Origin of the sequence: Streptomyces sp. NPDC001532, assembly GCF_040298625.1 — a bacterium.
In the GTDB taxonomy this organism is placed as follows: Bacteria; Actinomycetota; Actinomycetes; order Streptomycetales; family Streptomycetaceae; genus Streptomyces.
Map to the genome: position 1 here is coordinate 114,740 of NZ_JBEPAL010000007.1, position 21,548 is coordinate 136,287.

General features: G+C 72.9%; 20 protein-coding genes and 1 riboswitch. Of the genes, 14 read left to right on the forward strand and 6 right to left on the reverse strand.

What is annotated here, in order from left to right; all coding sequences use genetic code 11:
• Positions 1-200: 200 nt before the first annotated feature.
• Positions 201-367: riboswitch (cyclic di-AMP (ydaO/yuaA leader) on the forward strand.
• 12 nt (positions 368-379) lie between these two features.
• Together ABT232_RS09545 and ABT232_RS09550 are read left to right on the forward strand one after the other, a co-directional pair.
• Positions 380-1,144, forward strand: coding sequence for a M23 family metallopeptidase (locus ABT232_RS09545; RefSeq protein WP_351838198.1), 765 nt, complete (start codon positions 380-382; stop codon positions 1,142-1,144).
• Between the two features lie 196 nt (positions 1,145-1,340).
• On the forward strand, positions 1,341-2,042 hold the full coding sequence (locus ABT232_RS09550) for a GntR family transcriptional regulator (RefSeq protein WP_351838201.1): 702 nt from the start codon (positions 1,341-1,343) through the stop codon (positions 2,040-2,042).
• 263 nt (positions 2,043-2,305) lie between these two features.
• Here the strand turns inward: ABT232_RS09550 and ABT232_RS09555 are convergent, their stop codons facing one another.
• Positions 2,306-2,587, reverse strand: a complete 282-nt coding sequence (locus tag ABT232_RS09555) for an HPr family phosphocarrier protein (RefSeq protein ID WP_138962230.1) — start codon at positions 2,585-2,587, stop codon at positions 2,306-2,308.
• Between the two features lie 178 nt (positions 2,588-2,765).
• On the opposite strand from ABT232_RS09555, the gene ABT232_RS09560 reads away from it, so the two are divergent.
• From ABT232_RS09560 to ABT232_RS09575, 4 genes are all read left to right on the forward strand, one after another.
• Positions 2,766-5,576, forward strand: coding sequence for a bifunctional acetate--CoA ligase family protein/GNAT family N-acetyltransferase (locus ABT232_RS09560; RefSeq protein ID WP_351838204.1), 2,811 nt, complete (start codon positions 2,766-2,768; stop codon positions 5,574-5,576).
• Positions 5,577-5,648: 72 nt separating this feature from the next.
• Entirely contained in the window at positions 5,649-6,245 is a 597-nt protein-coding gene (locus ABT232_RS09565; RefSeq protein WP_351838431.1) for a DUF5998 family protein, read from the forward strand.
• A complete protein-coding gene (locus ABT232_RS09570) occupies positions 6,245-7,441 on the forward strand; it encodes an alkaline phosphatase family protein (protein ID WP_351838206.1) in 1,197 nt (398 codons plus the stop codon). Before ABT232_RS09565 ends, ABT232_RS09570 begins: the two co-directional genes overlap by 1 nt.
• 44 nt (positions 7,442-7,485) lie before the next feature.
• The gene (locus tag ABT232_RS09575; protein ID WP_351838208.1) at positions 7,486-8,133 is read left to right on the forward strand and encodes a thymidine kinase; all 648 of its coding nucleotides are present in this window, start codon (positions 7,486-7,488) and stop codon (positions 8,131-8,133) included.
• 10 nt (positions 8,134-8,143) lie between these two features.
• Here ABT232_RS09575 and ABT232_RS09580 read toward each other — a convergent pair whose 3' ends face one another.
• Positions 8,144-8,941, reverse strand: a complete 798-nt coding sequence (locus ABT232_RS09580; RefSeq protein ID WP_351838211.1) for a VOC family protein — start codon at positions 8,939-8,941, stop codon at positions 8,144-8,146.
• A 305-nt stretch (positions 8,942-9,246) separates the two neighbouring features.
• On the opposite strand from ABT232_RS09580, the gene ABT232_RS09585 reads away from it, so the two are divergent.
• Positions 9,247-10,095, forward strand: coding sequence for a sulfurtransferase (locus ABT232_RS09585; RefSeq protein WP_351838434.1), 849 nt, complete (start codon positions 9,247-9,249; stop codon positions 10,093-10,095).
• Between the two features lie 189 nt (positions 10,096-10,284).
• Here the strand turns inward: ABT232_RS09585 and sepH are convergent, their stop codons facing one another.
• Entirely contained in the window at positions 10,285-11,334 is a 1,050-nt protein-coding gene (sepH, locus tag ABT232_RS09590; protein WP_351838214.1) for a septation protein SepH, read from the reverse strand.
• A 472-nt stretch (positions 11,335-11,806) separates the two neighbouring features.
• Here sepH and ABT232_RS09595 point away from each other — a divergent pair, with 472 nt between their 5' ends.
• Positions 11,807-12,661, forward strand: a complete 855-nt coding sequence (locus ABT232_RS09595) for a hypothetical protein (RefSeq protein ID WP_351838216.1) — start codon at positions 11,807-11,809, stop codon at positions 12,659-12,661.
• On the opposite strand, the gene ABT232_RS09600 is transcribed toward ABT232_RS09595, so the two are convergent.
• Positions 12,585-13,904, reverse strand: a complete 1,320-nt coding sequence (locus tag ABT232_RS09600) for a D-arabinono-1,4-lactone oxidase (protein WP_351838219.1) — start codon at positions 13,902-13,904, stop codon at positions 12,585-12,587. The genes ABT232_RS09595 and ABT232_RS09600 overlap by 77 nt on opposite strands.
• Positions 13,864-15,108 (reverse strand): MFS transporter, encoded by a 1,245-nt coding sequence (locus tag ABT232_RS09605; RefSeq protein ID WP_351838221.1) that lies wholly within the window; start codon positions 15,106-15,108, stop codon positions 13,864-13,866. Before ABT232_RS09605 ends, ABT232_RS09600 begins: the two co-directional genes overlap by 41 nt.
• Positions 15,109-15,283: 175 nt before the next feature.
• Here ABT232_RS09605 and ABT232_RS09610 point away from each other — a divergent pair, with 175 nt between their 5' ends.
• Together ABT232_RS09610 and ABT232_RS09615 are read left to right on the forward strand one after the other, a co-directional pair.
• On the forward strand, positions 15,284-16,411 hold the full coding sequence (locus ABT232_RS09610) for a ferrochelatase (protein ID WP_351838224.1): 1,128 nt from the start codon (positions 15,284-15,286) through the stop codon (positions 16,409-16,411).
• Between the two features lie 8 nt (positions 16,412-16,419).
• A complete protein-coding gene (locus ABT232_RS09615; RefSeq protein WP_351838226.1) occupies positions 16,420-17,235 on the forward strand; it encodes an inositol monophosphatase family protein in 816 nt (271 codons plus the stop codon).
• A gap of 86 nt (positions 17,236-17,321) precedes the next feature.
• Here ABT232_RS09615 and ABT232_RS09620 read toward each other — a convergent pair whose 3' ends face one another.
• Complete coding sequence (locus ABT232_RS09620; RefSeq protein ID WP_351838229.1) at positions 17,322-17,495, reverse strand: hypothetical protein; 174 nt, start codon at positions 17,493-17,495, stop codon at positions 17,322-17,324.
• Between the two features lie 470 nt (positions 17,496-17,965).
• Between ABT232_RS09620 and ABT232_RS09625 the strand changes: the two genes are divergently transcribed.
• From ABT232_RS09625 to ABT232_RS09640, 4 genes are all read left to right on the forward strand, one after another.
• Positions 17,966-18,619, forward strand: a complete 654-nt coding sequence (locus ABT232_RS09625; protein ID WP_003993508.1) for a response regulator transcription factor — start codon at positions 17,966-17,968, stop codon at positions 18,617-18,619.
• A gap of 6 nt (positions 18,620-18,625) precedes the next feature.
• Positions 18,626-19,861: a sensor histidine kinase gene (locus ABT232_RS09630; RefSeq protein ID WP_351838231.1), complete on the forward strand. Its 1,236-nt coding sequence runs from the start codon at positions 18,626-18,628 to the stop codon at positions 19,859-19,861.
• A gap of 395 nt (positions 19,862-20,256) precedes the next feature.
• Positions 20,257-20,553, forward strand: a complete 297-nt coding sequence (locus tag ABT232_RS09635; RefSeq protein WP_043504706.1) for a DUF4193 domain-containing protein — start codon at positions 20,257-20,259, stop codon at positions 20,551-20,553.
• Between the two features lie 13 nt (positions 20,554-20,566).
• A complete protein-coding gene (locus tag ABT232_RS09640) occupies positions 20,567-21,541 on the forward strand; it encodes a hypothetical protein (protein WP_351838233.1) in 975 nt (324 codons plus the stop codon).
• The last annotated feature ends 7 nt before the right edge of the window (positions 21,542-21,548 follow it).

The window sequence follows — 21,548 nt, forward strand, 5'->3', positions numbered from 1 at the left end:
AGGCGGCAGCCGAGCGGATGTCGAGGGGCCCTGGTGACCGATGCGTCACCAGGGCCCCTTGATGTCCGAATTGAGGGAGAGGCTGCCTGTCTGACCTGTGGCATGCGCTACAAAAGCCCGGATCGGTTTGGGAATTGAAAGTGCGCCCGCTTAGCGTCATCCGGGCTGTTCGTCAGGCAGTGCGCCGCACCCGCGGCACCGGACAGTCATCGCCGAGTCCCCGTACGGCGCGAGCCAGGGGAGCCGGGGACCCAACCCATAAGTCCCTGGGGTGAATCGGACGCCCGCGCGGTCGCGAGGAAGTCCGTAGGAGACCTTCCTGCTCCGAACCCGTCAGCTAACCCGGTAGGCGAGAGGGAAGGAAAGGACCAGCCACTTCATGGCGTTCACGCGCGCCACCGGGAAGCACCGTCGTCCCAGCCGGATGCACCGCACCACCGCCCGCGCCGCGGGTGTCGCGGCGCTCACCACCACCGGTGTCATCGGTACCCTGGCGGGCCCCTCGCTCGCCGCCGAGCCGGCCGCCGAGCAGACCGGCCTGCTGCCGGTGATCACCATCGGCGACACGGTCGCCCAGCAGATCGACGCCCAGGCCGCCGCCCAGCAGCAGGCCGCCGAGCAGGCCGCCGCCGAGCGCGAGGCCGAGGCCGCCGCCGCCGAGCGGGCCGAGCAGGCGGTCGTCAAGGCCCGCGCGGCCGAGGAGCGCGCCGCCCGTGAGGCCGAGCGCAAGCGCCTCAACACCTTCGTGCTGCCGATCGCCGGCTCCTACGTCTCCACCGGCTACCAGTCCGGCGGCGCCCTGTGGTCCTCCGGCAGCCACACCGGCGTCGACTTCCACGCCGCGAGCGGCACCTCCGTCCACGCGGTCGGCGCCGGCACGGTCGTCGAGGCCGGCTGGGGCGGGGCGTACGGCAACCAGGTGGTGATCCGGATGCACGACGGCACGTACACCCAGTACGGCCACCTGTCCTCCATCGGGGTGTCCGTCGGCCAGACGGTGACCCCGGGCCAGCAGATCGCCCTGTCCGGCGCCACCGGCAACGTCACCGGCGCGCATCTGCACTTCGAGGCCCGCACCAGCGCGGAGTACGGCTCGGACATCGACCCGGTCGCCTATCTGCGCGCGCACGGCGTGCGCATCTGACGGCGGCCCGCCACCGCTCCACAAGCCTTCCCGAAGCCCCGGCCCCGGCCGGGGCTTTCGGTGTTTCGGACGCCCCGCTGTCCAAAAAATATCCATGGATTCCGGCCCGCCATCGGAAATTGCGGCTCATTGCAATAGAGTCACTGAACACACGTCAATCAGCGACGTTTCACGGGGATTAAGGCGGAGGTCGGTCATGCGTATTCCGGCGCACTCGGTCTGCACGGCGATCCGGGACGACATCGTCGCGGGTGTCTACGAGCGCGGCAGCCGGCTCACCGAGGAACTGCTCGCCCGCCGCTACGGCGTCTCGCGCGTGCCCGTCCGGGAGGCCCTGCGCACGCTGGAGGCGGAGGGGTTCGTGGTGACCCGGCGGCACGCGGGCGCGTGCGTCGCCGAACCCACCGAGCAGGAGGCCTCCGACCTGCTGGAGATGCGACTGCTGCTGGAGCCGCTGGGTGCCTCCCGCGCGGCGCAGCGGCGCACCGAGGCGCATCTGAAGGTGCTGCGCGGACTGGTCCGGCTGGGCCAGGAGCGGGCCCGCCGGGGCCACAGTGACGATCTGCGCTCTCTGGGCGGCTGGTTCCACGAGACGCTGGCCCAGGCCTCCGGCAGCCCCGCCCTGACCTCGATGCTCACCCAGCTGCGGCACAAGATCGCCTGGATGTACGCGGTGGAGGCGTCGGCCGGCCCCGCGGAGGCCTGGGCCGAGCACGGCGCGATCGTGGACGCGGTGGCGCGCGGGGACAGCGAGCGGGCCCGGGCGCTCACCGCCCTGCACACCGAGCGCTCCCTCGCCGCGCACCGGCTGCGGTTCCGCCCGGGCTCGGCCGCCGAACGGCCGGAGCGTGTGAGGAACTCGCAACATGCCGTAAACATGTCGGGCCTGCGGCATTAACACGGGCACCGTATACAAAGAGCAGATATCAAGCGGCCTGGTATTCGTCCTGCCCTTTTATCGGCACGCCGGGAATTCTCCCGTCGGGCCGCTTCCGCGTGCCCGGAAAAGTTCTCTCGCGTGGTTGGCGCGCCTGGAATTCCGCGTCGGCCGGCGCCGCGGCGCCCCATAAGTTTTTCGGGAGATACGGGGAATGCGGGGGAATGGCGAAGCCGCGCCGCCCGGCAGGGGCGACGCGGCTCCGATGCGGCTGCCGCCGAGCGTCAGACGGTCTCGGGAAGCTCCTCGAGGCCCTCGGAGACCAGCTTGGCCAGACGGTCGAGCGCGGCGTCCGCGCCCTCGGCGTCGGAGGCGAGCACGATCTCCTCGCCGCCCTGGGCGCCCAGGCCGAGGACGGCCAGCATGGAGGCCGCGTTGACGGGGTTCCCGTCGGCCTTGGCGATCGTGACCGGGACGCCGGAGGCCGTGGCGGCTCGGACGAAGATGGAGGCGGGGCGGGCGTGGAGACCCTCGGCCCAGCCGACGTTGACGCGGCGCTCAGCCATGTGATGCTGCCCTTCAGGTGTTCAGGGTTGTCTAGACCAGTTTCCCATACGGTGAGGCATGCCCGGAGCGGGCGTGCCTCACCCCCGGAGACGTCGCCGGACCGCGGCCTCGGTCCGGCTCCCGTCCCCCACAGACTGCCCCGCGCCGTTGTCGGACGCGAGCCGTACTCTGGGGCCCATGCAGACCTCGTCGGACCGGCACGAGTACCCCGCCCACTGGGAAGCCGACGTGGTGCTGCGCGACGGCGGCACCGCGCGCGTCCGCCCCATCACGGTCGACGACGCGGAGCGCCTGGTCAGCTTCTACGAGCAGGTGTCGGACGAGTCGAAGTACTACCGCTTCTTCGCGCCCTACCCGCGGCTGTCCGCGAAGGACGTCCACCGCTTCACGCACCACGACTTCGTGGACCGGGTGGGACTCGCGGCCACCATCGGCGGCGAGTTCATCGCCACCGTGCGCTACGACCGCATCGGCGCCGACGGACTGCCCGCCTCCGCCCCCGCCGACGAGGCCGAGGTCGCCTTCCTCGTGCAGGACGCCCACCAGGGCCGCGGCGTCGCCTCCGCCCTGCTGGAGCACGTCGCCGCCGTCGCCCGCGAGCGCGGCATCCGCCGCTTCGCCGCCGAGGTGCTGCCCGCCAACAACAAGATGATCAAGGTGTTCACGGACGCCGGGTACACCCAGAAGCGCAGCTTCGAGGACGGCGTCGTCCGCCTGGAACTCGACCTCGAACCCACCGACCGCTCCCTGGCCGTGCAGTACGCGCGCGAACACCGCGCGGAGGCGCGGTCCGTGCAGCGGCTGCTCGCCCCCGGCTCGGTCGCCGTCGTCGGCGCAGGCCGCACGCCCGGAGGCGTCGGCCGCGGCGTGCTGGGCAACATCCGGGACGCCGGTTTCACCGGGCCGCTGTACGCCGTGAACAAGGCGCTGCCCGACGGGCAGCGGGAACTCGACGGAGTGCCGGCCCACCGGTCGGTGCGCGACATCGACGGCCCCGTCGACCTCGCGGTCGTCGCCGTCCCGGCCGAACACGTGCCCGAGGTCGTCGCCGAGTGCGGCGAGCACGGGGTGCAGGGCCTCGTGGTCCTCTCCGCCGGATACGCCGAGAGCGGCCCCGAGGGACGCGAGCGCCAGCGGGCCCTCGTCCGCCAGGCACGCGCGTACGGGATGCGGATCATCGGCCCCAACGCGTTCGGGATCATCAACAACTCCCCGCAGGTCCGGCTCAACGCCTCCCTCGCCCCCGAGCTGCCCCGCCCCGGCCGGATCGGCCTGTTCGCCCAGTCCGGCGCCATCGGCATCGCCCTGCTGTCCCGCCTGCACCGGCGAGGCGGCGGCGTCACCGGGGTCACCGGCGTCTCCACCTTCGTCTCCTCCGGCAACCGCGCGGACGTGTCCGGCAACGACGTCCTCCAGTACTGGTACGACGACCCGGACACCGACGTCGTCCTCATGTACCTGGAGTCCATCGGCAACCCCCGCAAGTTCACCCGCCTGGCACGGCGTACGGCGGCCGCCAAGCCCCTGGTCGTCGTGCAGGGCGCCGGATCCGCCCCGCAGGGACACGCGGTGCGCGCGACCCGGCTGCCGCCCGCCACCGTCTCCGCGCTGCTCCGGCAGGCCGGCGTGCTGCGCGTGGACACCATCACGGAACTGGTGGACACCGGTCTGCTGCTCGCCCGCCAGCCGCTGCCCGCCGGCCCGCGCGTCGCCATCCTCGGCAACTCCGAGTCCCTGGGACTGCTCACCTACGACGCCTGCCTCTCCGAGGGCCTGCGGCCCACGCCCCCGCTCGACCTCACGACGGCCGCCGCACCGGAGGACTTCCGCGCGGCACTGGCCCGCGCGCTGGCCGACGACACCTGTGACGCCGTGGTGGTCACCGCGATACCCGCGATCGGCGAGACGCCCGCCGGGGACGCCGCGCTGGCCGAGGCGCTGCGGTCGGCGGCCGAGGGCGCGCCGTCCAAGCCGGTGCTGGTCGTGCACGTGGAACTGGGCGGCCTCGCCGAGGCCCTGTCCGCCGCCACCAGCACCGCCCCCCGCGCGCGTGCCGCCACCCCGGACACCCCGGTCCCGGACACCGGCCCCGCGCCGGCCCCCGCCGCCGGCACCCCCGACGGCACCCGGCTGATCCCCGCCTACCCCGCCGCCGAACGCGCGGTCCGCGCCCTCGCCGAGGCCGTGAAGTACGGGCAGTGGCGACGCGAGGCCGCCGACCCCGGCAAGGTGCCCGAGTACGAGGACATCGACGAGAAGGGCGCCGCCCGGCTGATCGAGGGCCTCCTCGCGCGCGGGCAGGGCCTCACCCTCGGCACCGACGAGACCTGCGAGCTGCTGGGCCGCTACGGCATCCCCGTGCGCCGCGCGCTCCCCGCCCCCACCCCCGAGGACGCCGTCGCCGCCGCCCGCTCCCTCGGCTACCCCGTCGCCCTCAAGGCCACCGCCCCGCACCTCAGGCACCGCGCGGACCTCGGCGGCGTCCGGCTGGACCTGGCGGACGAGGAGCAACTGCGCCGGGCGTACACCGAGTTGACCGAGCTGTTCGGGACGCCGGAGGAGCTGCGCCCGGTGGTGCAGGGCATGGCACCGCGCGGCGTCGACACCGTCGTACGCGCGGTGATCGACCCCGCCGCCGGAGCGGTGCTCTCCTTCGGTCTCGCCGGGGCCGCCTCGCAGCTGCTCGGCGACATGGCGCACCGGCTCATTCCGGTCACCGACCGCGAGGCCACCACCCTGGTCCGCTCGATCCGCACGGCACCGCTGCTGTTCGGCTGGCGCGGCTCCGCACCGGTCGACACCCCCGCCCTGGAGGAGCTGCTGCTGCGCGTCTCCCGGCTCGTCGACGACCACCCCGAAGTGGTCGCGGTCACCCTGGAACCGGTCGTCGTCGCACCCCACGGCGTCAGCGTCCTGGGCGCCTCGGTACGCCTGGCCCCGCCGCCCGCCCGAGACGACCTGGGCCCGCGGACGCTGCCCGCCTACTGACCCGGTACCGAGCCGGTCACGACCGCCGAAGCCGTCCCGAGCGGTGCCTCGCAGTCGGTGCGCCACCGTAGGATGGACGTCATGGCCAAGACCAGTACGACGACCCAGGGGCTGCGAGCGGCGATCGAGCGCAGCGGCTACTACCCGGCCCTCGTGGCCGAGGCGGTGGAGGCCGCCGTGGGCGGCGAGCCCATCCGGTCGTACCTGGTCCACCAGGAGACCACGTTCGACCAGAACGAGGTGCGCCGGCATGTCACCGTGCTGGTCCTCACCGGCAACCGCTTCATCGTCAGCCACACCGACGAGCAGGCCGCCGACACCACCTCCCCGACGCCGTACGCCACCACCTCCACCGAGTCCGTGAAGCTCGACCGGATCTCGTCGGTCGTGGTGAGCCGCGTGGTCGCCAACCCGGAGTCGTACACGCCGGGCACGCTGCCGCGCGAAGTGGTGCTGACCATCGGCTGGGGCGCCGTCTCCCGCATCGACCTGGAGCCCGCCGCCTGCGGCGACCCCAACTGCGAGGCCGACCACGGCTACACCGGCAGCTCGACGGCGGACGACCTCAGCCTGCGCGTCAGCGAGGCCGGCGACGGCCCCGAGACGGTGCGCCAGGCGCTCGTCTTCGCGCAGGCCATCTCCGAGGCGACCGCGGACCCGACCCGCTGATGGTCCAGCAGCCCACCTCCTGGGACTCCCATCCGGAACCCCTCGCCGTCGACTCGGCGCCCCTGCCCGAGTACGGCACGGGCTCGCTCGCCGATCTGCTGCCCACCCTGGCCGCCGGCCTGGGCGTGCCCGGCGCGACGCCCGCCATCTCCGAGCTGACCCCCGCCGACCGGAACTGCGTGTTCCTGATCGACGGCCTCGGCTGGGAGCAGCTGAAGGCGCACCCCGACGAGGCCCCCTTCCTCACCTCGCTGCTCGCCAGCTCCCGCGGCGGCACCGGCCGCCCCCTGACCACCGGCTACCCGGCGACCACGGCGACCTCGCTGGCCTCCGTCGGCACCGGTCTGCCCCCCGGCGCCCACGGCCTGCCCGGCTACACCGTGCGCGATCCGGCCACCGGCCAGCTGATGAACCAGCTGCGCTGGCAGCCCTGGACCGACCCGGGCGCCTGGCAGCCGTACCCCACGATCTTCGACCTGGCCGACCGCGCGGGAGTGCACGCGGCGCAGGTGTCCTCCCCGGCCTTCGCGAACACCCCGCTGACCAAGGTCGCGCTCAGCGGCGGCACCTTCCACGGGCGGCTGTCCGGCGAGGACCGCATGGACCTCGCGGCCGAACAGCTGGCCGCCGGCGACCGCAGCCTCGTCTACACGTACTACGCCGAGGTCGACGGCGCCGGCCACCGCTTCGGCGTCGACTCCGACACCTGGCGCGGCCAGCTGATGTACGTCGACCGGCTGGTCCAGCGGCTGGCCGAGCAGCTGCCGCCGCGCAGCGCGCTGTACGTCACCGCCGACCACGGCATGGTCGACGTGCCCTTCGACGAGCAGCACCGCATCGACTTCGACGAGGACTGGGAGCTGCGCGCCGGGGTCGCCCTGCTCGGCGGCGAGGGCCGGGCCCGGCACGTCTACGCGGTGCCGGGCGCCGCGAACGACGTCCTGACCTGCTGGCGCGAGGTGCTCGGCGAGCAGTTCTGGGTCGCCTCCCGCGACGAGGCGATCGCCGCCGGCTGGTTCGGGCCGCAGATCGACGAACGGGTGTACGGACGCATCGGCGATGTCGTCGCCGCCGCGCGGGACGACGTGCTGATCATCGCCTCCGAGCGGGAGCCCAAGGAGTCGGCGATGGTCGGCAACCACGGCTCGATGACCCCGGCCGAGCAGCTCGTCCCGCTGCTCGAAGTACGTTCCTGAGGCTCCCGACCATGACGATCCCGCCGAAAGGTGCTCACCCTGCCATGCCCGAGCTGGTGTTCTTCTCCGGAACCATGGACTGCGGGAAGTCGACACTGGCTCTCCAGATCGAGCACAACCGCTCCGCGCGCGGGCTCCAGGGCATGATCTTCACCCGCGACGACCGCGCGGGCGAGGGCAAGCTGTCCTCCCGGCTCGGCCTGGTCACCGACGCGGTCGAGGTCCAGGACGGCATGGACCTGTACGCCTACCTGGTCGACCACCTCTCGCACGGCCGCCGCGCGGACTACGTGATCGCGGACGAGGCGCAGTTCCTGGCGCCGGAGCAGATCGACCAACTCGCCCGCGTGGTCGACGACCTGGGGCTGGACGTCTACGCCTTCGGCATCACCACCGACTTCCGCACCAAGCTCTTCCCCGGCTCCCAGCGCCTGGTGGAGCTGGCCGACCGCGTCGAGGTGCTCCAGGTCGAGGCCCTGTGCTGGTGCGGTGCCCGCGCCACCCACAACGCCCGCACCATCGGCGGGGAGATGGTCGTCGAGGGCGCCCAGGTGGTCGTCGGCGACGTCAACCAGGCGGAGGCCGTCGGCTACGAGGTGCTGTGCCGCCGGCACCACCGGCGTCGGATGACGGCGGCGACGGCCCGCGCGGCGGCGCTGTCCCCGGACGTCCTGCCGGTACCACCCGCCTGAGCCGCCGGCGTCAGGGGCGCTGGAGCAGGCAGAACCGGGCGCCCTCGGGGTCGGTCACCGTGGCGGCCCGGCCGCGGCCGGTGTCCTCGACCGGGGCGAGGACGTGCCCGCCCAGTTCGATCAGCCGGCCCACGGCCTCCTCCACCCGGGCCACCTCGAAGCAGGTCAGCCAGTGCGGCCCCCGGTCCCGGGGCAGCGCGTGCCCCACACCGCGGATCCCGGCGACCGCCCGGCCGTCGACGCGCAGGGTGACGTAGTCGGAGTCGGGGGAGACCAGCGGCTCCTCCTCGTACCCGAACACGGTCTCGTAGAACTTGGCGACGGTCGCCGACTCGAAGGTCAGCAGCTCGTTCCAGACCGGCGTGCCCGGCCCGCCGGAGGCGGCCGTGCCGAGGTGCGCCGCCGCCTGCCAGATCCCGAAGACGGCCCCCGAGGGGTCGGAGCCGATCGCCATCCGGCCGGCCTCCGCCGCGTCCAGCGGCCCCACGCCGATCGTCCCGCCGCACAGCCGCGCGGTCTCCGCCGTCCGGCCCGCGTCGTCGGAGGCGAGGTAGGGGGTCCAGGCCACGGGGAGGTGCCGGTCGGGCGGCAGTTGTCCGATGCCGGCCACCTCACGGCCGTCGAGCAGGGCCCGTACGTAGGGGCCGAGTTGCTGGGGGCCCGGGCGGAAGTCCCAGCCGAACAGCGATCCGTAGAACTCCTGGGTCGCGGCCATCCCGTGCACCATCAGGCTCACCCAGCAGGGCGTGCCGGGCGCGTACCGGGCGTGTTCACCGTGCCGGCCGGCCGGCCCCCGTGCCTCGGTCATCGTCACTCTCTCCTCGGCCCCTCACGGCGCCGCGTCGCTTCCGCCTCCGGATCACCGTGCCGATGCTCGCACCACGCTCGGTGCCGCGCGCTCGGGCGCGCCGCCGCATCTCGTCCGGTGACCGGAGAATGCCCGATCTGCGGTTCCTGTCCGTTTCGGGACGGTGGCCCGCGGATGTCGATCGGTGGTACCCGGGGCTGTACTGCGCGTGCCCGATTCCCTACGCCTCGTGATCGGGCCTGCTTGGCGGAGCAGAGTAGCCGGACATGGACGCTGCGGCCACCCCGTACGCCAGGATGGTGGCCATGAACGCCATCATCTCCGCATCCGAACTCGCGAGCGACCTGGCGGGGGAGAACCCGCCCGTACTGCTCGATGTCCGCTGGCAGCTGAGCATCGCCAAGGCGGCCGGCGAGCCCGCCTTCGACGGCCGGGCGGCGTACGCGGCCGGTCATCTGCCGGGTGCCGCCTTCGTCGACCTGGACCGGGAACTGGCCGGAGCACCGGGTGAGCGGGGCCGGCATCCGCTGCCCGACCTGGCGGAGTTCGGTGCCGCGATGCGCCGGGCGGGCGTGAGCTCCGGCAGGCCGGTGGTCGTGTACGACGGCGGCCAGGGCTGGGCGGCGGCCCGCGCCTGGTGGCTGCTGCGCTGGACGGGTCACCCGGACGTGCGGGTCCTGGACGGCGGACTGCCGTCCTGGCGGGGGCCGCTGTCCGAGGAGACCCCGGCGCCCGAGGAGGGCGATTTCCGGCCGGTTCCGGGAACGGGGCTGCTGGACGCCGACGGCGCCGCCGCGCTGGCCCGCTCCGGAGTCCTGTTCGACGCCCGTGCGGCGGAGCGCTACCGCGGTGACGTGGAGCCCATCGACCGCGTCGGCGGCCACATCCCGGGCGCGGTGTCGGCCCCCACCACCGAGAACGTCACCCCCGACGGCCACTTCCTGCCCGCCGAGGAACTGCGCTCCCGCTTCAAGGCGCTCGGCGCGGCCGAGGACGCGGAGGTCGGCGTGTACTGCGGCTCGGGCGTCTCCGGGGCGCACGAGGTGCTGGCCCTCGCGGTCGCCGGCATCCCCGCGGCGCTCTATGTCGGCTCCTGGTCGGAGTGGTCCTCGGACCCGGACCGCCCGGTGGCGGTGGGCGCGGACCCGCAGTAGGGGGCGCGCTGAGGCTCGGCCGGGCGCGGGGGCGCACACCGCGGCGATTCCGCGCACGGGCGTACGGGATCCTCGTACGCCCGTACGACGCTGCCCCTCTCCGGCGTGGAGCCCCGACGGGCCGTCGGCCGCGCGCGAGCGAAGGGCCCGCCGTGTCGCCCCCGCGGGCCCTCACGGTCGTAGGGCCGGTTACTCCTGCTTCTTGCGCCGGGTGCCGAACACGATCTCGTCCCAGCTCGGGACGGCCGCGCGGCGGCCCGGACGGACGCCGTCGGCCTCGGCCTGGCGGTCGGTGGCGCCGATGAGGCGGTCGCGGTGGCTGCCCACGGAACGCGGCATGAGGACGTCGGCGTAGGCGGAGCCGGCCGAGGCGGCGGGCGCCGGGGGTTCCTCCGCCACGGGCTCGTCGTCCGGCTCCTCGACGGCCTCCGTGGGGCGTTCCGGCACCACCAGGTCGCCGCGGAAGCTCGGCACCGCCTCCAGCAGGCTGGTCAGCGAGTCCCGTTCGGCCGTGGCCGTGGTCTCCTCCGCCGGCTCCGGCGCGGCCGCCGGCAGGCTGGGCCGCTCCCGGTCGCGGTCCCGGTCGAGGGAACCGGCCAGCGCGCGGTCGCGCGGCAGCCGGGCGATCCGCGGGACGAAGGGGAAGCTGGGCTCGGGCGCCCCGAGGTCGTCGGACTCGCCGATCAGCGAACGCGCCTCGTCGTCGACGGCCTGGACGAGGCGCCGGGGCGGGTCGTAGGTCCAGCTCGCCGAGTGCGGTTCGCCGGCGACGCGGTAGACCAGCAGCACTTCCCAGGTGCCGTCGTCCCGGCGCCAGGAGTCCCACTGGACGGTGTCCTTGTCGGCGCCGCGCAGCAGCAGCCGTTCCTGGACGGCCTCGCCGAGCAGCGGACCGGAGTTCTCGCCGGGGCGGCGGACCGGGGTCTTGCGGGCTCGCTCGGCCATGAAGGCACGCTCGGCGAGCACGGGACCCTCGAAGCGGCGTACGCGATCGACGGGGATGCCGGCCATCTGGGCGACTTCTTCCGCAGTCGCGCCCGCGCGTATCCGCGCCTGGATGTCTCGGGGGCGGAGATGGCTCTCCACCTCGATCTCGATCTGGCCGAGGCGGGGACGGTCGCCGCGCACGGCGGCGCGGAGCCGTTCGTCGATGGGAAGCGTGTACTCCGTGCTGTCCGCAGCCTTCAGCACCAGCCGTGTGCCGTCATTGGAGACGGCCACGACACGCAGTTCGGGCATGGGGACCTCCCGGGTGGTGCCTGCCGACGTCACGTGCGTCGCTGCTTCCGCTAGTCGAGTGTGGCCTGCCCGGGTGCAGCCTGCCACAACCTTGCCGAGTTGCCCGGCGTGTCGGGCGCGGGCCCTGGATCGCCGTTATGGCACGGTTACCTATTCGCAACGCTAAGTGACCAACTCCGTCACCCTGTGCAACAAGCCCCCTCCCGGCGGTCCTTGACCGGCCCCGGACACCCTGGCGGGAGCCCGGACCCAGGGCTCGCAACAGTACTCCATTTGGACCACGTGCGTGGATTGGCGCGCCGCCCAACTTTCCACCAGGAGTGGGACTTGGCCGTCCATGGCCGGTTTTCCTCGATCGAAAACGTGGCGTAGTTCACGGAATCGCCGGAAACGGAACTCACGCTTTCGCCGGTACGTCCCCATCTCGTGCAGTCGGTCGATCTAGTACGGGAAAGGCAGGCAAGGCCAGGGAATGCGTGAAAGGCCCGATGTCGTCCAGGAGTCGAGCGCCGGGGAGGAGGTGAGGAGGAAGCGGATCGATCTCAGCGTGCCCCAGGTCGCGGGCAGCGCGGTGGCCGCGGTCGTGGCCGCCAAACTCGCCTCGTACTTCGGTGTCTACGGGACGATCCTCGGCGCCGGCCTGGTCAGTGCCGTCGCCACCTGCGGCGGTTCGCTGTTCCAGCACTTCTTCAAGCGCACCGGCGAGCAGTTGCGCGACGCCACGGTGGCCGCCCGGCCCCGGGAGGCGCGGGAGCGGGTGCCCGTGGCGGAGCAAGCGCCGCCCGTGCCCGGGGAGTTCACCGAGGGCACCGTCTACCGGGCGCGGGTGCGGGGCCGGCGGCGGCCGGTGCTGGCGGCGGCCCTGGTCTTCGGGGTCACCATGACCGGCATCACGGCCTACGAGCTGGTCTCCGGCAGCAGTTTCAGCGGCGGGCGGAGCACCACGGTCGGCGACGCGCTCTCCGGCCGGGCCAAGTCGCCCTCGCACTCGACGGATCCGGACGACTCCGGCGACTCCGGCGACTCCGGACGGTCCCAGGAGCCCGGTGGGTCCGGCGGCACGCAGGACTCGGACGGCTCGGCTTCCTCGGCCCCGTCCGCCGACGCCCCGCAGGACGAGGACGCCACCACACCGTCGGACGCCGTCCCGGGCGGCGGTGACAGCGGTGAGGCGGACAGCCCGGCGCCGAGCGCGTCCCCCGAGGCAACCGACGGGGATACGGACCCGCCGACGCCGCCGGGCGCGTCCGCTACGCCCCCAGCACCCTCCGCAAGTAGTCGTTCCGGAACCGCCGTTCCGGATCAAGACGGTCCCGCAGCGCGGTGAACTCGCCGAACCGCGGATAGACCCCGGCGAAGTACTCGGCGTCCCGCGTGTGCACCTTGCCCCAGTGCGGGCGCCCCTCGTGCGCGGTGAAGATCCGCTCGGCGGCGGTGAAGTACGCCTGGTAGGGCGTGCCGCGGAACATGTGGACCGCGATGTACGCGCTGTCCCGGCCGGACGCCGTCGACAGCGTGATGTCGTCGGCCGGGGCGGTGCGCACCTCCACCGGGAAGCTGATCCGCAGCGGGGAGCGGTCGACCATCGCCTTCAGCTCGCGCAGCGTGTCGACCAGGGCCGCGCGCGGGACGGCGTACTCCATCTCCACGAAGCGCACCCGGCGCGGTGAGGTGAAGACCTTGTACGGGATGTCGGTGTAGGTCCGCGCGGACAGCGCCTTGCTGGAGACCCGGGCGATGGCGGGGATGGTGGCGGGCACCGCGCGGCCGACCCAGTTGGCCGCCTGGAACACCCCGTTGGACAGGAACTCGTCCTCGATCCAGCCCTTGACCGGGCTCACCGGCCGCTGGGGGCCGGCGCTGCGGTTGTTGCGCTTGGTGTTGGTGCTGCCGGTGTGCGGGAACCAGTAGAACTCGAAGTGCTCGTTCTCGGCCCACAGTTCGTCGAACTCGGCGAGGACCCGCTCCAGCGGCATCGGCTCCTCCCGCGCGGTGAGCAGGAAGACCGGCTCCACGGCGAAGGTGATCGCGGTGACGATGCCCAGGGCGCCCAGGCCGATCCGGGCCGCCGCGAAGACGTCGGCGTTCTCCTTCTCGGAGCAGGTGAGCACCGAGCCGTCGGCCGTGACCAGTTCCAGGCCTTTGATCTGGGCGGCGATCGAGCCCGACTCGCGGCCGGTGCCGTGGGTGCCGGTGCTGACGGCCCCGGAGACGGTCTGCTCCATGATGTCGCCCATGTTGGCCAGCGACAGGCCCTCGCGGGCCAGGGCCATGTTGAGCCGCCGCAGCGGAGTGCCGGCCTGGACCGTGACCGTGCCGGCCTCGCGGTCGATGTCGCGTATGCCGGTCAGCAGCTGCGGGCGTATGAGCACGCCGTCGGTGGCGGCTATGGACGTGAAGGAGTGCCCGCTGCCGACCGCCTTCACCGGCAGGCCGTCCTCCGCGGCCGCGCGCACCGCCGCGGACAGCTCCTCCACGGAAGCCGGTGTGACCTCCCGCGCGGGGCGGGCGGCGACATTGCCGCCCCAGTTACGCCACGTGCCGCTCTTCCCGCTCGCTGTGCTGCTCAACGGTGCCTCCCCGACCCGGAGCCGGCCGCTTGAGCCGGCGGTACCCGAGGAAACCGACCGCGACCGCGACGGCACCGGACACCGCCGGAACCCCGTACCCGGCGCGCGCACCGGCCGCGTCGATGACCCACCCGGCCACCGAGGAGCCGAGCGCGACACCCACGGCGAGCCCGGTGCTCACCCAGGTCATGCCCTCGGTCAGCTGCGCGCGCGGTACGTGCTCTTCGATCAGGGACATCGTCGTGATCATCGTGGGAGCGATGGACAGGCCCGCGACGAAGAGCGCCACGGCCAGAAACGGCAGGTTCCCGACCAGTAGGAGGGGGATCATACTCACGGCCATCGCGCAGACACCCAGCAGCCAGCGAGGTTCGGGCGCCCCCTTGAAGCGCAGCAGCCCGAAAACGGCCCCCGCCACACAGGAACCCGCCGCGTACAGCGCGAGCACGAGGCTGGCGGCGCCCTTGTGGCCCTGCTCGTCGGCGAAGGCCACGGTGACCACGTCGACCGCGCCGAAGATCGCGCCGGTCGCCACGAACGTGCTCACCAGGACCTGCAGACCGGGGGAGCGCAGCGCGCTCGCGCGGCCGCCGTCGCCGTCCTCACGCGGGTGCGGCTCGGGCTCGGTGGCGCGCTGCGCGGTCAGCCAGAAGACGCCGACCGCCAGGAAGCCGGCGGCCAGCAGCGGACCGGCCTCCGGGAACCAGGCGGTGGACAGGCCGATGGAGATGATCGGCCCGAAGATGAAGCAGATCTCGTCCACCACGGACTCGAAGGAGTACGCGGTGTGCAGCTGCGGAGTGCCCCGGTACACGGCGGCCCACCGGGCCCGGATCATCGCGCCGACGCTCGGCACACAGCCGATGCCGACACAGGCCACGAACAGCACCCAGTCCGGCCAGCCGTAGTGCGCGGCGAGCAGCAGCAGGGCGGCGGCGGCCAGCGACAGCAGGGTCGCCGGGCGCAGCACCCGGCGCTGCCCGTACTGGTCGACCAGCCGGGACACCTGCGGGCCGGCCACCGCGGCCGCCAGCGCGATGGTCGCCGACAGCGCGCCCGCGAGCCCGTACCGGCCGGTGAGCTGGGAGATCATGGTGACGACGCCGATGCCCATCATCGACAGCGGCATCCGGCCGAGGAGGCCGGCGGCGGAGAACGCCGTGGAGCCGGGTGCGGCGAACAGGGCGCGGTAGGGGCTGGGCACGGGCTCTCCGGCGGCTCGGTACGTCCGTAAGGCGTGAAGGTGGTCGTAAGGCGTGAAGGTGGTTGCTACAGCTTACTAATTAGGTCACCCTAACGCACCCGCCCGGAGCAGGCCCGGCCCCGACCGGCACCCCGCCGTTTCCGCGCTGTCAGTGCCGGGTGGCAGGATCGTTCTCATGCCAGACGCGCTCGATGCCACCCCCTACGACGCCCTGCTCCTGCTCTCCTTCGGCGGCCCGGAAGGGCCGGACGACGTGGTGCCGTTCCTGGAGAACGTGACGCGCGGGCGAGGCATCCCCAAGGAACGCCTGAAGGAAGTCGGCCGGCACTACTTCCTGTTCGGCGGGGTCAGCCCGATCAACGACCAGAACCGCGCCCTGCTGGACGCCCTGCACAAGGACTTCGCCGAGCACCGCCTCGACCTGCCGGTGTACTGGGGCAACCGCAACTGGGCGCCGTACCTCACCGACACCCTGCGCGAGATGGTCCGCGACGGCCGCCGCCGCATCCTGGTCCTGGCCACCAGCGCCTACGCCTCCTACTCCGGCTGCCGGCAGTACCGCGAGAACCTCGCCGACGCGCTCGCCACCCTGGAGGCCGAGGGCCTGGAGCTGCCGAGGATCGACAAGCTGCGGCACTACTTCAACCACCCGGGCTTCCTGGAGCCCATGATCGAGGGCGTCCTGGCCTCCCTCGCCGACCTCCCCGAGGACGTCCGCGACGGCGCCCACCTCGCCTTCACCACGCACTCCATCCCGATCAGCGCGGCCGACACCTCCGGCCCGGCCGAGGCCCACGGCGACGGCGGCGCGTACGTCGCCCAGCACCTGGACGTGGCCCGGGTGATCGCCGACGCGGTCCGCGAGCGCACCGGCGTCGACCACCCCTGGCAGCTCGTCTACCAGTCCCGCTCCGGCGCCCCGCACATCCCGTGGCTGGAGCCCGACATCTGCGACCACCTGGAGGAGCGGCACGCCGCCGGGGTCCCGGCCGTCGTCATGGCCCCCATCGGCTTCGTCTCCGACCACATGGAGGTCCTGTACGACCTCGACACCGAGGCCAAGGCCAAGGCCGAGGAGCTGGGCCTGCCGCTGCGCCGCTCCGCCACCGTCGGCGCCGACCCGCGCTTCGCCGCCGGCGTCCGCGAGCTGATCCTGGAGCGCTCCGCCACCGAACGCGGTCAGCGCATCACCCCGTGCGCCCTCGGCGCGCTCGGCGCCGGCCACGACCTCTGCCCCGTCGGCTGCTGCCCGGCCCGCGCCCCCCGCCCCGCCGCCGCGGGCGTCGACAGCCCCTACGCGTGAGGACCCCCGTGACCGACACCCTCCCCACCGAGCTCCTCGCGCTCGCCCAGGAGGCCGCCCGCCGCGCCGGCGACCTGCTGCGCGACGGGCGCCCGGCCGACCTCGGCGTGGCCGCGACCAAGTCGAGCCCCATCGACGTGGTCACCGAGATGGACATCGCCGCCGAGAAGCTGATCACCGGCTTCCTCACCGAGCGCCGCCCCGACGACGGCTTCCTCGGCGAGGAGGGCACCGCCGCCGACGGCACCAGCGGCGTCCGCTGGGTCATCGACCCCCTCGACGGCACCGTGAACTACCTCTACGGGCTGCCCACCTGGGCCGTCTCCATCGCCGCCGAGCAGGACGGCGAGACCGTGGCCGGCGTCGTCGCCGCCCCGATGCGCGGCGAGACGTACTGCGCGGTGCGCGGACGCGGGGCGTGGGCCACCGGCGCCTGGGAGGGGGAGCGCGTCCTGCGCTGCCGTCCGGCGCCGCCGCTGGACCAGGCCCTGGTCTCGACCGGCTTCAACTACGTCACCGACGTCCGCACCCACCAGGCCGAGATCGCCCGGCGGCTGATCCCGCGGCTGCGCGACATCCGGCGCAGCGGCTCGGCCGCGGTCGACCTGTGCGACGTCGCCGCCGGCCGCCTCGACGGCTACTACGAGCGCGGTCTGCACCCCTGGGACCTCGCCGCCGGTGACCTGATCGCCCGGGAGGCGGGCGCGGTGACCGGTGGACGGCCCGGAGAGCGCCCCTCGGGGGAGCTGACGGTCGCCGGGACCCCGGGCGTCTTCGAGCCCCTCCAGCGGCTCCTGGAGGACTTCGGGGCCTGGCACGACTGACGCGCCGCCCTCCAGACCCTCACGCGCACACAGAGCGGGCCCCGGCGATGGATTCGCCGGGGCCCGCCTTGTGCGTGTGGACCGGATCAGACGCGGTACACGCCGACTTCCACGCCGTGCTCGGCGGCGAGGCGGCGCAGGTCGTCGAGCTCGCCCTGCTCCACGTCGACGAGGAACTCGTCGCCCTCGTCGAGAGCCCGCGTCAGGTCGGACTCGGTCGCCCTTATGCGCTGCAGAAGTCCTGAGGTGAAAGCGTCCATGCTGCGCCCCCTCGTCCTGGGTCGTGGGTCGGTGGCACGGGGGTGTGCCGTTCGGAAGGGGCGATCACGTCTCATGAGTGCCCAGCGCTGCCCAGCTGGGCGGCGACGGTGCCGGACACCCACGCCCACTCTGCGTGAAGCGGCGGCGGCGTACCGCATGGTGCTGCGGCACAAGCAGAGCGTGATCGCGGGGTGTAAACCGTCCTCCCCCCGCTGTCTTCCGCGAAAACCTCAACCGCCGGAGAAAATCTCGCATTCCCGGGCCGCGAGGCGTGATCTCACCGGCCCGCCGCCGCTCGTTCGCCGAAGCTTCGCCCCGCCGTTCCCCGGGCCCCCGGCCGGCCCCCGCCGCCCCGACTTACCGCCGACTTATGGCCGAAAAGGGCAGGATGGAGCTCCACACACCCACCCAGACCCTGCCCGCGCGCGCCCATCGGCGTCGCGCGGGCGGACACAGGAAGGACAGCGACGTGCGCGTACTCGTCGTCGAGGACGAGCAGCTGCTCGCCGATGCGGTGGCCACCGGGCTGCGCCGGGAGGCCATGGCCGTCGACGTCGTGTACGACGGTGCGGCCGCCCTGGAACGCATCGGCGTCAACGACTACGACGTGGTCGTCCTCGACCGCGACCTCCCGCTGGTGCACGGCGACGACGTCTGCCGCAAGATCGTCGAACTGGGCATGCCCACCCGCGTGCTGATGCTGACGGCCTCCGGCGATGTCAGCGACCGTGTCGAGGGCCTGGAGATCGGCGCCGACGACTACCTGCCCAAGCCCTTCGCGTTCAGCGAGCTGATCGCCCGGGTGCGTGCCCTCGGCCGGCGCACCAGCGTGCCGCTGCCGCCCGTCCTGGAGCGCGCCGGCATCAAGCTGGACCCCAACCGCCGCGAGGTCTTCCGCGACGGCAAGGAGGTGCAGCTGGCGCCCAAGGAGTTCGCGGTCCTGGAGGTGCTGATGCGCAGCGAGGGCGCCGTCGTCTCCGCCGAGCAGCTGCTGGAGAAGGCCTGGGACGAGAACACCGACCCGTTCACCAACGTCGTCCGGGTGACCGTCATGACCCTGCGCCGCAAGCTGGGCGAGCCGCCCGTCATCGTCACCGTGCCCGGCTCCGGCTACCGGATCTGATCCGCCGTGGCCACGACGCCGGCGCCCCCTACGGCGCCCCCCAAGCCCACCTGGGACCCGAGAAAACCCGAACCGCCCTTCCCGTGGCTGCGCCCGACCATCCGGATACGGCTCACCCTGCTGTACGGCGGCATGTTCCTGATCGCGGGCATCCTGCTGCTGTCGATCATCTACCTGTTCGCCGCCAGCGCCCTCAACGTCGGCGGCGAGCTGCCCTTCAAGATCGTCTCCGGTGGTGTGTCCAGCGAGGTGTGCAAGCTGCGCAGCGCCGAGCTGCCCGCGGCCGAGCTGAACGAGGCGCTGAACGAGTGCGTCAACGAGCAGCGCCAGCACGCCCTGGACAACCTGCTCAGCCGCTCCCTGCTCACCCTGCTCGGCCTCGCCGTGATCGCGTTCGCCTTCGGGTACGCCATGGCCGGCCGGGTCCTGTCGCCGCTCGGCCGGATCACCCGCACCGCCCGCGCGGTGGCCGGCTCGGACCTGTCCCGCCGGATCGAGCTGGACGGCCCGGACGACGAGCTGAAGGAGCTCGCGGACACCTTCGACGACATGCTGGAGCGCCTCCAGCGGGCCTTCACCGCCCAGCAGCGCTTCGTCGGCAACGCCTCGCACGAGCTGCGCACCCCGCTGGCGATCAACCGCACGCTGCTGGAGGTGCACCTGTCCGACCCGCACGCGCCCGTGGAGCTCCAGCAGCTCGGCAAGACCCTGCTGGCCACCAACGAGCGCAGCGAGCAGCTGGTGGAGGGCCTGCTGCTGCTGGCCCGCAGCGACAACCAGATCATCGAGCGCAAGCCGGTGGATCTCGCGGAGGTGGCCTCGCAGGCCGTCGACCAGGTGCACGCCGAGGCCGAGGCGAAGGGCGTGCGGATCCGGGGCGAGCGGGCTCCCGCGGTGGTCCAGGGCAACGGCGTGCTGCTGGAGCGGATCGCCCTGAACCTGGTGCAGAACGCCGTCCGGTACAACGTGCCGGAGGGCGGCTGGGTCGAGGTGACCACCGAGATCCAGCACGGTCAGGCGGTGCTGGTCGTCTCCAACACCGGCCCGGTGGTGCCGGCGTACGAGATCGACAACCTCTTCGAGCCGTTCCGGCGGCTGCGCACGGAACGCACGGGCAGCGACAAGGGCGTCGGCCTCGGCCTGTCCATCGCGCGGTCCGTGGCCCGGGCGCACGGCGGGCACATCGCGGCCCAGCCGCGCGAGGGAGGTGGACTCGTCATGCGCGTCACCCTGCCCGTCTGAGACCATGGGCCGACACACCCGAGGATGTTCGCTTTGCGCGGAATTCTCGGGGCACCCGTCCGGCCGCCTCGTGTGTGATCGATCACAAGGGCGATTTTCAGGTCATCTACTTTCCGTGATCACCAAAGCCGTCGGAAAGCCGGGAAAATCCGGGTTTTCCGGTGGCCTGATCACGGGAAGTACACGGTGAGACGCCTTTGAAGTGCGACATTCGGACCGTGTACGGTCCCGATCGCCGTCCAACCCGATCACTTGCGAGGGGTCCGGTTGGGTGTCGATTGAGTAACAGACCTTGATGTGAGGCAAAATCTCCGCCTCGGGTCGGGCACAAGTCCGGCCTCTCACGCGTTACGTGCGCTGGAGACACCGCAGACACCCGGAGGGGGAGAGCGACCATGGCCACCGATTACGACACTCCACGCAAGACCGACGACGACGTCGACTCGGACAGTCTCGAAGAACTGAAGGCACGCCGGAACGACAAGTCCGCGTCGTCCGTCGACGTCGACGAGTTCGAGGCCGCAGAAGGTCTGGAGCTGCCCGGCGCCGACCTCTCGAACGAGGAACTGGCGGTCCGTGTGCTGCCGAAGCAGCAGGACGAGTTCACCTGCATGAGCTGCTTCCTGGTACACCACCGCAGCCAGCTGGCCCGGGAGAAGAACGGCCAGCCGATCTGCCGCGACTGCGACTGAGGCGGGGTCGGCCGTGACTGGCTCGACCCCTCCCTGGAAGCGCCGCCTCCCCGGCAGGGGAGCGGACTCGGGGCCGTCCGACGGCCCCTACGGCGTGCGTGACGACGAGCGAGGCTCATCCGGCACGGGATCCGTCCCGGCGGGATCGGCCTCGCTCGAACCGGCCGGGGACCGGGACGGCTTCCGGGTGCCGGCGCAGAACAGCCCCGCGCCGCCCGCCGCCCAGAACCCCGCGCCCACCGCCAGACGGCGCGCTGCGGCGTTCCGGGACAGGGCCCGGCACCTGGCGAAGGAAGGTGCCCGAAAGGGCGGTGACAAGGCCCGTGCGGGCCTCGCCCATCTCGCCGACCGGCTCATCGACATCGCCCCGCGGATTCCCGTGAGGGACCTCGAGACGCTGCGCAAGCAGTTCCCGGGCCTGGGACCCGAGGAGCTGGCGGACAAGCTCGTGACGGGCGCCTCGACGGCCTCCGCGACCGTGGGAGCGGGCGTGGGAGCCGCCGCGATGCTGCCCGTGCCGCCGGCCATGCCCGCGGAACTGGCCGCCGAGATCACCGGAGTCGCGGCGATCGAGCTGAAACTCATCGCCGAACTGCACGAGGTGTACGGCGTGCGGCCGCCCGGCGGCCTGAAGGACCGCAGCAGCGCCTATCTGAAGTCCTGGTCGGAGGAGCGCGGCGTCGACCCGCTCAAGCCGACCACGGTCAACTCCGCGCTCGGCGGCCAGCTGAAGCGGGAACTGCGCCAGCAGATCATGAAGCGCATGGTCCGCAACCTGCCGAACCTGATGCCGTTCATGGTCGGCGCCGCGGTCGGCGCGGTCATGAACCGGCGGGACACCAGAAAGCTCGCCGCGCGGATCCGCACCGACCTGCGCAAGTCCCAGGTGCCGTGGGACGCGCTGGCCGACCTGCCGCCGCTGGAACAGCCGGCCGAGCCACTGCCGGTCGCGGGCGAACCCGGGGAACCGAGACAGCTCGGCCGCTGACGGCCGG

Bases quoted from the DNA above. Each gene is read 5' to 3' on its own strand.
- ABT232_RS09620 (WP_351838229.1), bottom strand. From the start codon at position 17,495: ATGGACGCTTTCACCTCAGGACTTCTGCAGCGCATAAGGGCGACCGAG.
- ABT232_RS09635 (WP_043504706.1), top strand. From the start codon at position 20,257: ATGGCCACCGATTACGACACTCCACGCAAGACCGACGACGACGTCGAC.
- ABT232_RS09575 (WP_351838208.1), top strand. From the start codon at position 7,486: ATGCCCGAGCTGGTGTTCTTCTCCGGAACCATGGACTGCGGGAAGTCG.
- ABT232_RS09550 (WP_351838201.1), top strand. From the start codon at position 1,341: ATGCGTATTCCGGCGCACTCGGTCTGCACGGCGATCCGGGACGACATC.
- ABT232_RS09570 (WP_351838206.1), top strand. From the start codon at position 6,245: ATGGTCCAGCAGCCCACCTCCTGGGACTCCCATCCGGAACCCCTCGCC.
- ABT232_RS09595 (WP_351838216.1), top strand. From the start codon at position 11,807: ATGCGTGAAAGGCCCGATGTCGTCCAGGAGTCGAGCGCCGGGGAGGAG.
- ABT232_RS09555 (WP_138962230.1), bottom strand. From the start codon at position 2,587: ATGGCTGAGCGCCGCGTCAACGTCGGCTGGGCCGAGGGTCTCCACGCC.
- ABT232_RS09585 (WP_351838434.1), top strand. From the start codon at position 9,247: ATGAACGCCATCATCTCCGCATCCGAACTCGCGAGCGACCTGGCGGGG.
- ABT232_RS09610 (WP_351838224.1), top strand. From the start codon at position 15,284: ATGCCAGACGCGCTCGATGCCACCCCCTACGACGCCCTGCTCCTGCTC.
- sepH (WP_351838214.1), bottom strand. From the start codon at position 11,334: ATGCCCGAACTGCGTGTCGTGGCCGTCTCCAATGACGGCACACGGCTG.
- ABT232_RS09580 (WP_351838211.1), bottom strand. From the start codon at position 8,941: ATGACCGAGGCACGGGGGCCGGCCGGCCGGCACGGTGAACACGCCCGG.
- ABT232_RS09565 (WP_351838431.1), top strand. From the start codon at position 5,649: ATGGACGTCATGGCCAAGACCAGTACGACGACCCAGGGGCTGCGAGCG.
- ABT232_RS09560 (WP_351838204.1), top strand. From the start codon at position 2,766: ATGCAGACCTCGTCGGACCGGCACGAGTACCCCGCCCACTGGGAAGCC.
- ABT232_RS09545 (WP_351838198.1), top strand. From the start codon at position 380: ATGGCGTTCACGCGCGCCACCGGGAAGCACCGTCGTCCCAGCCGGATG.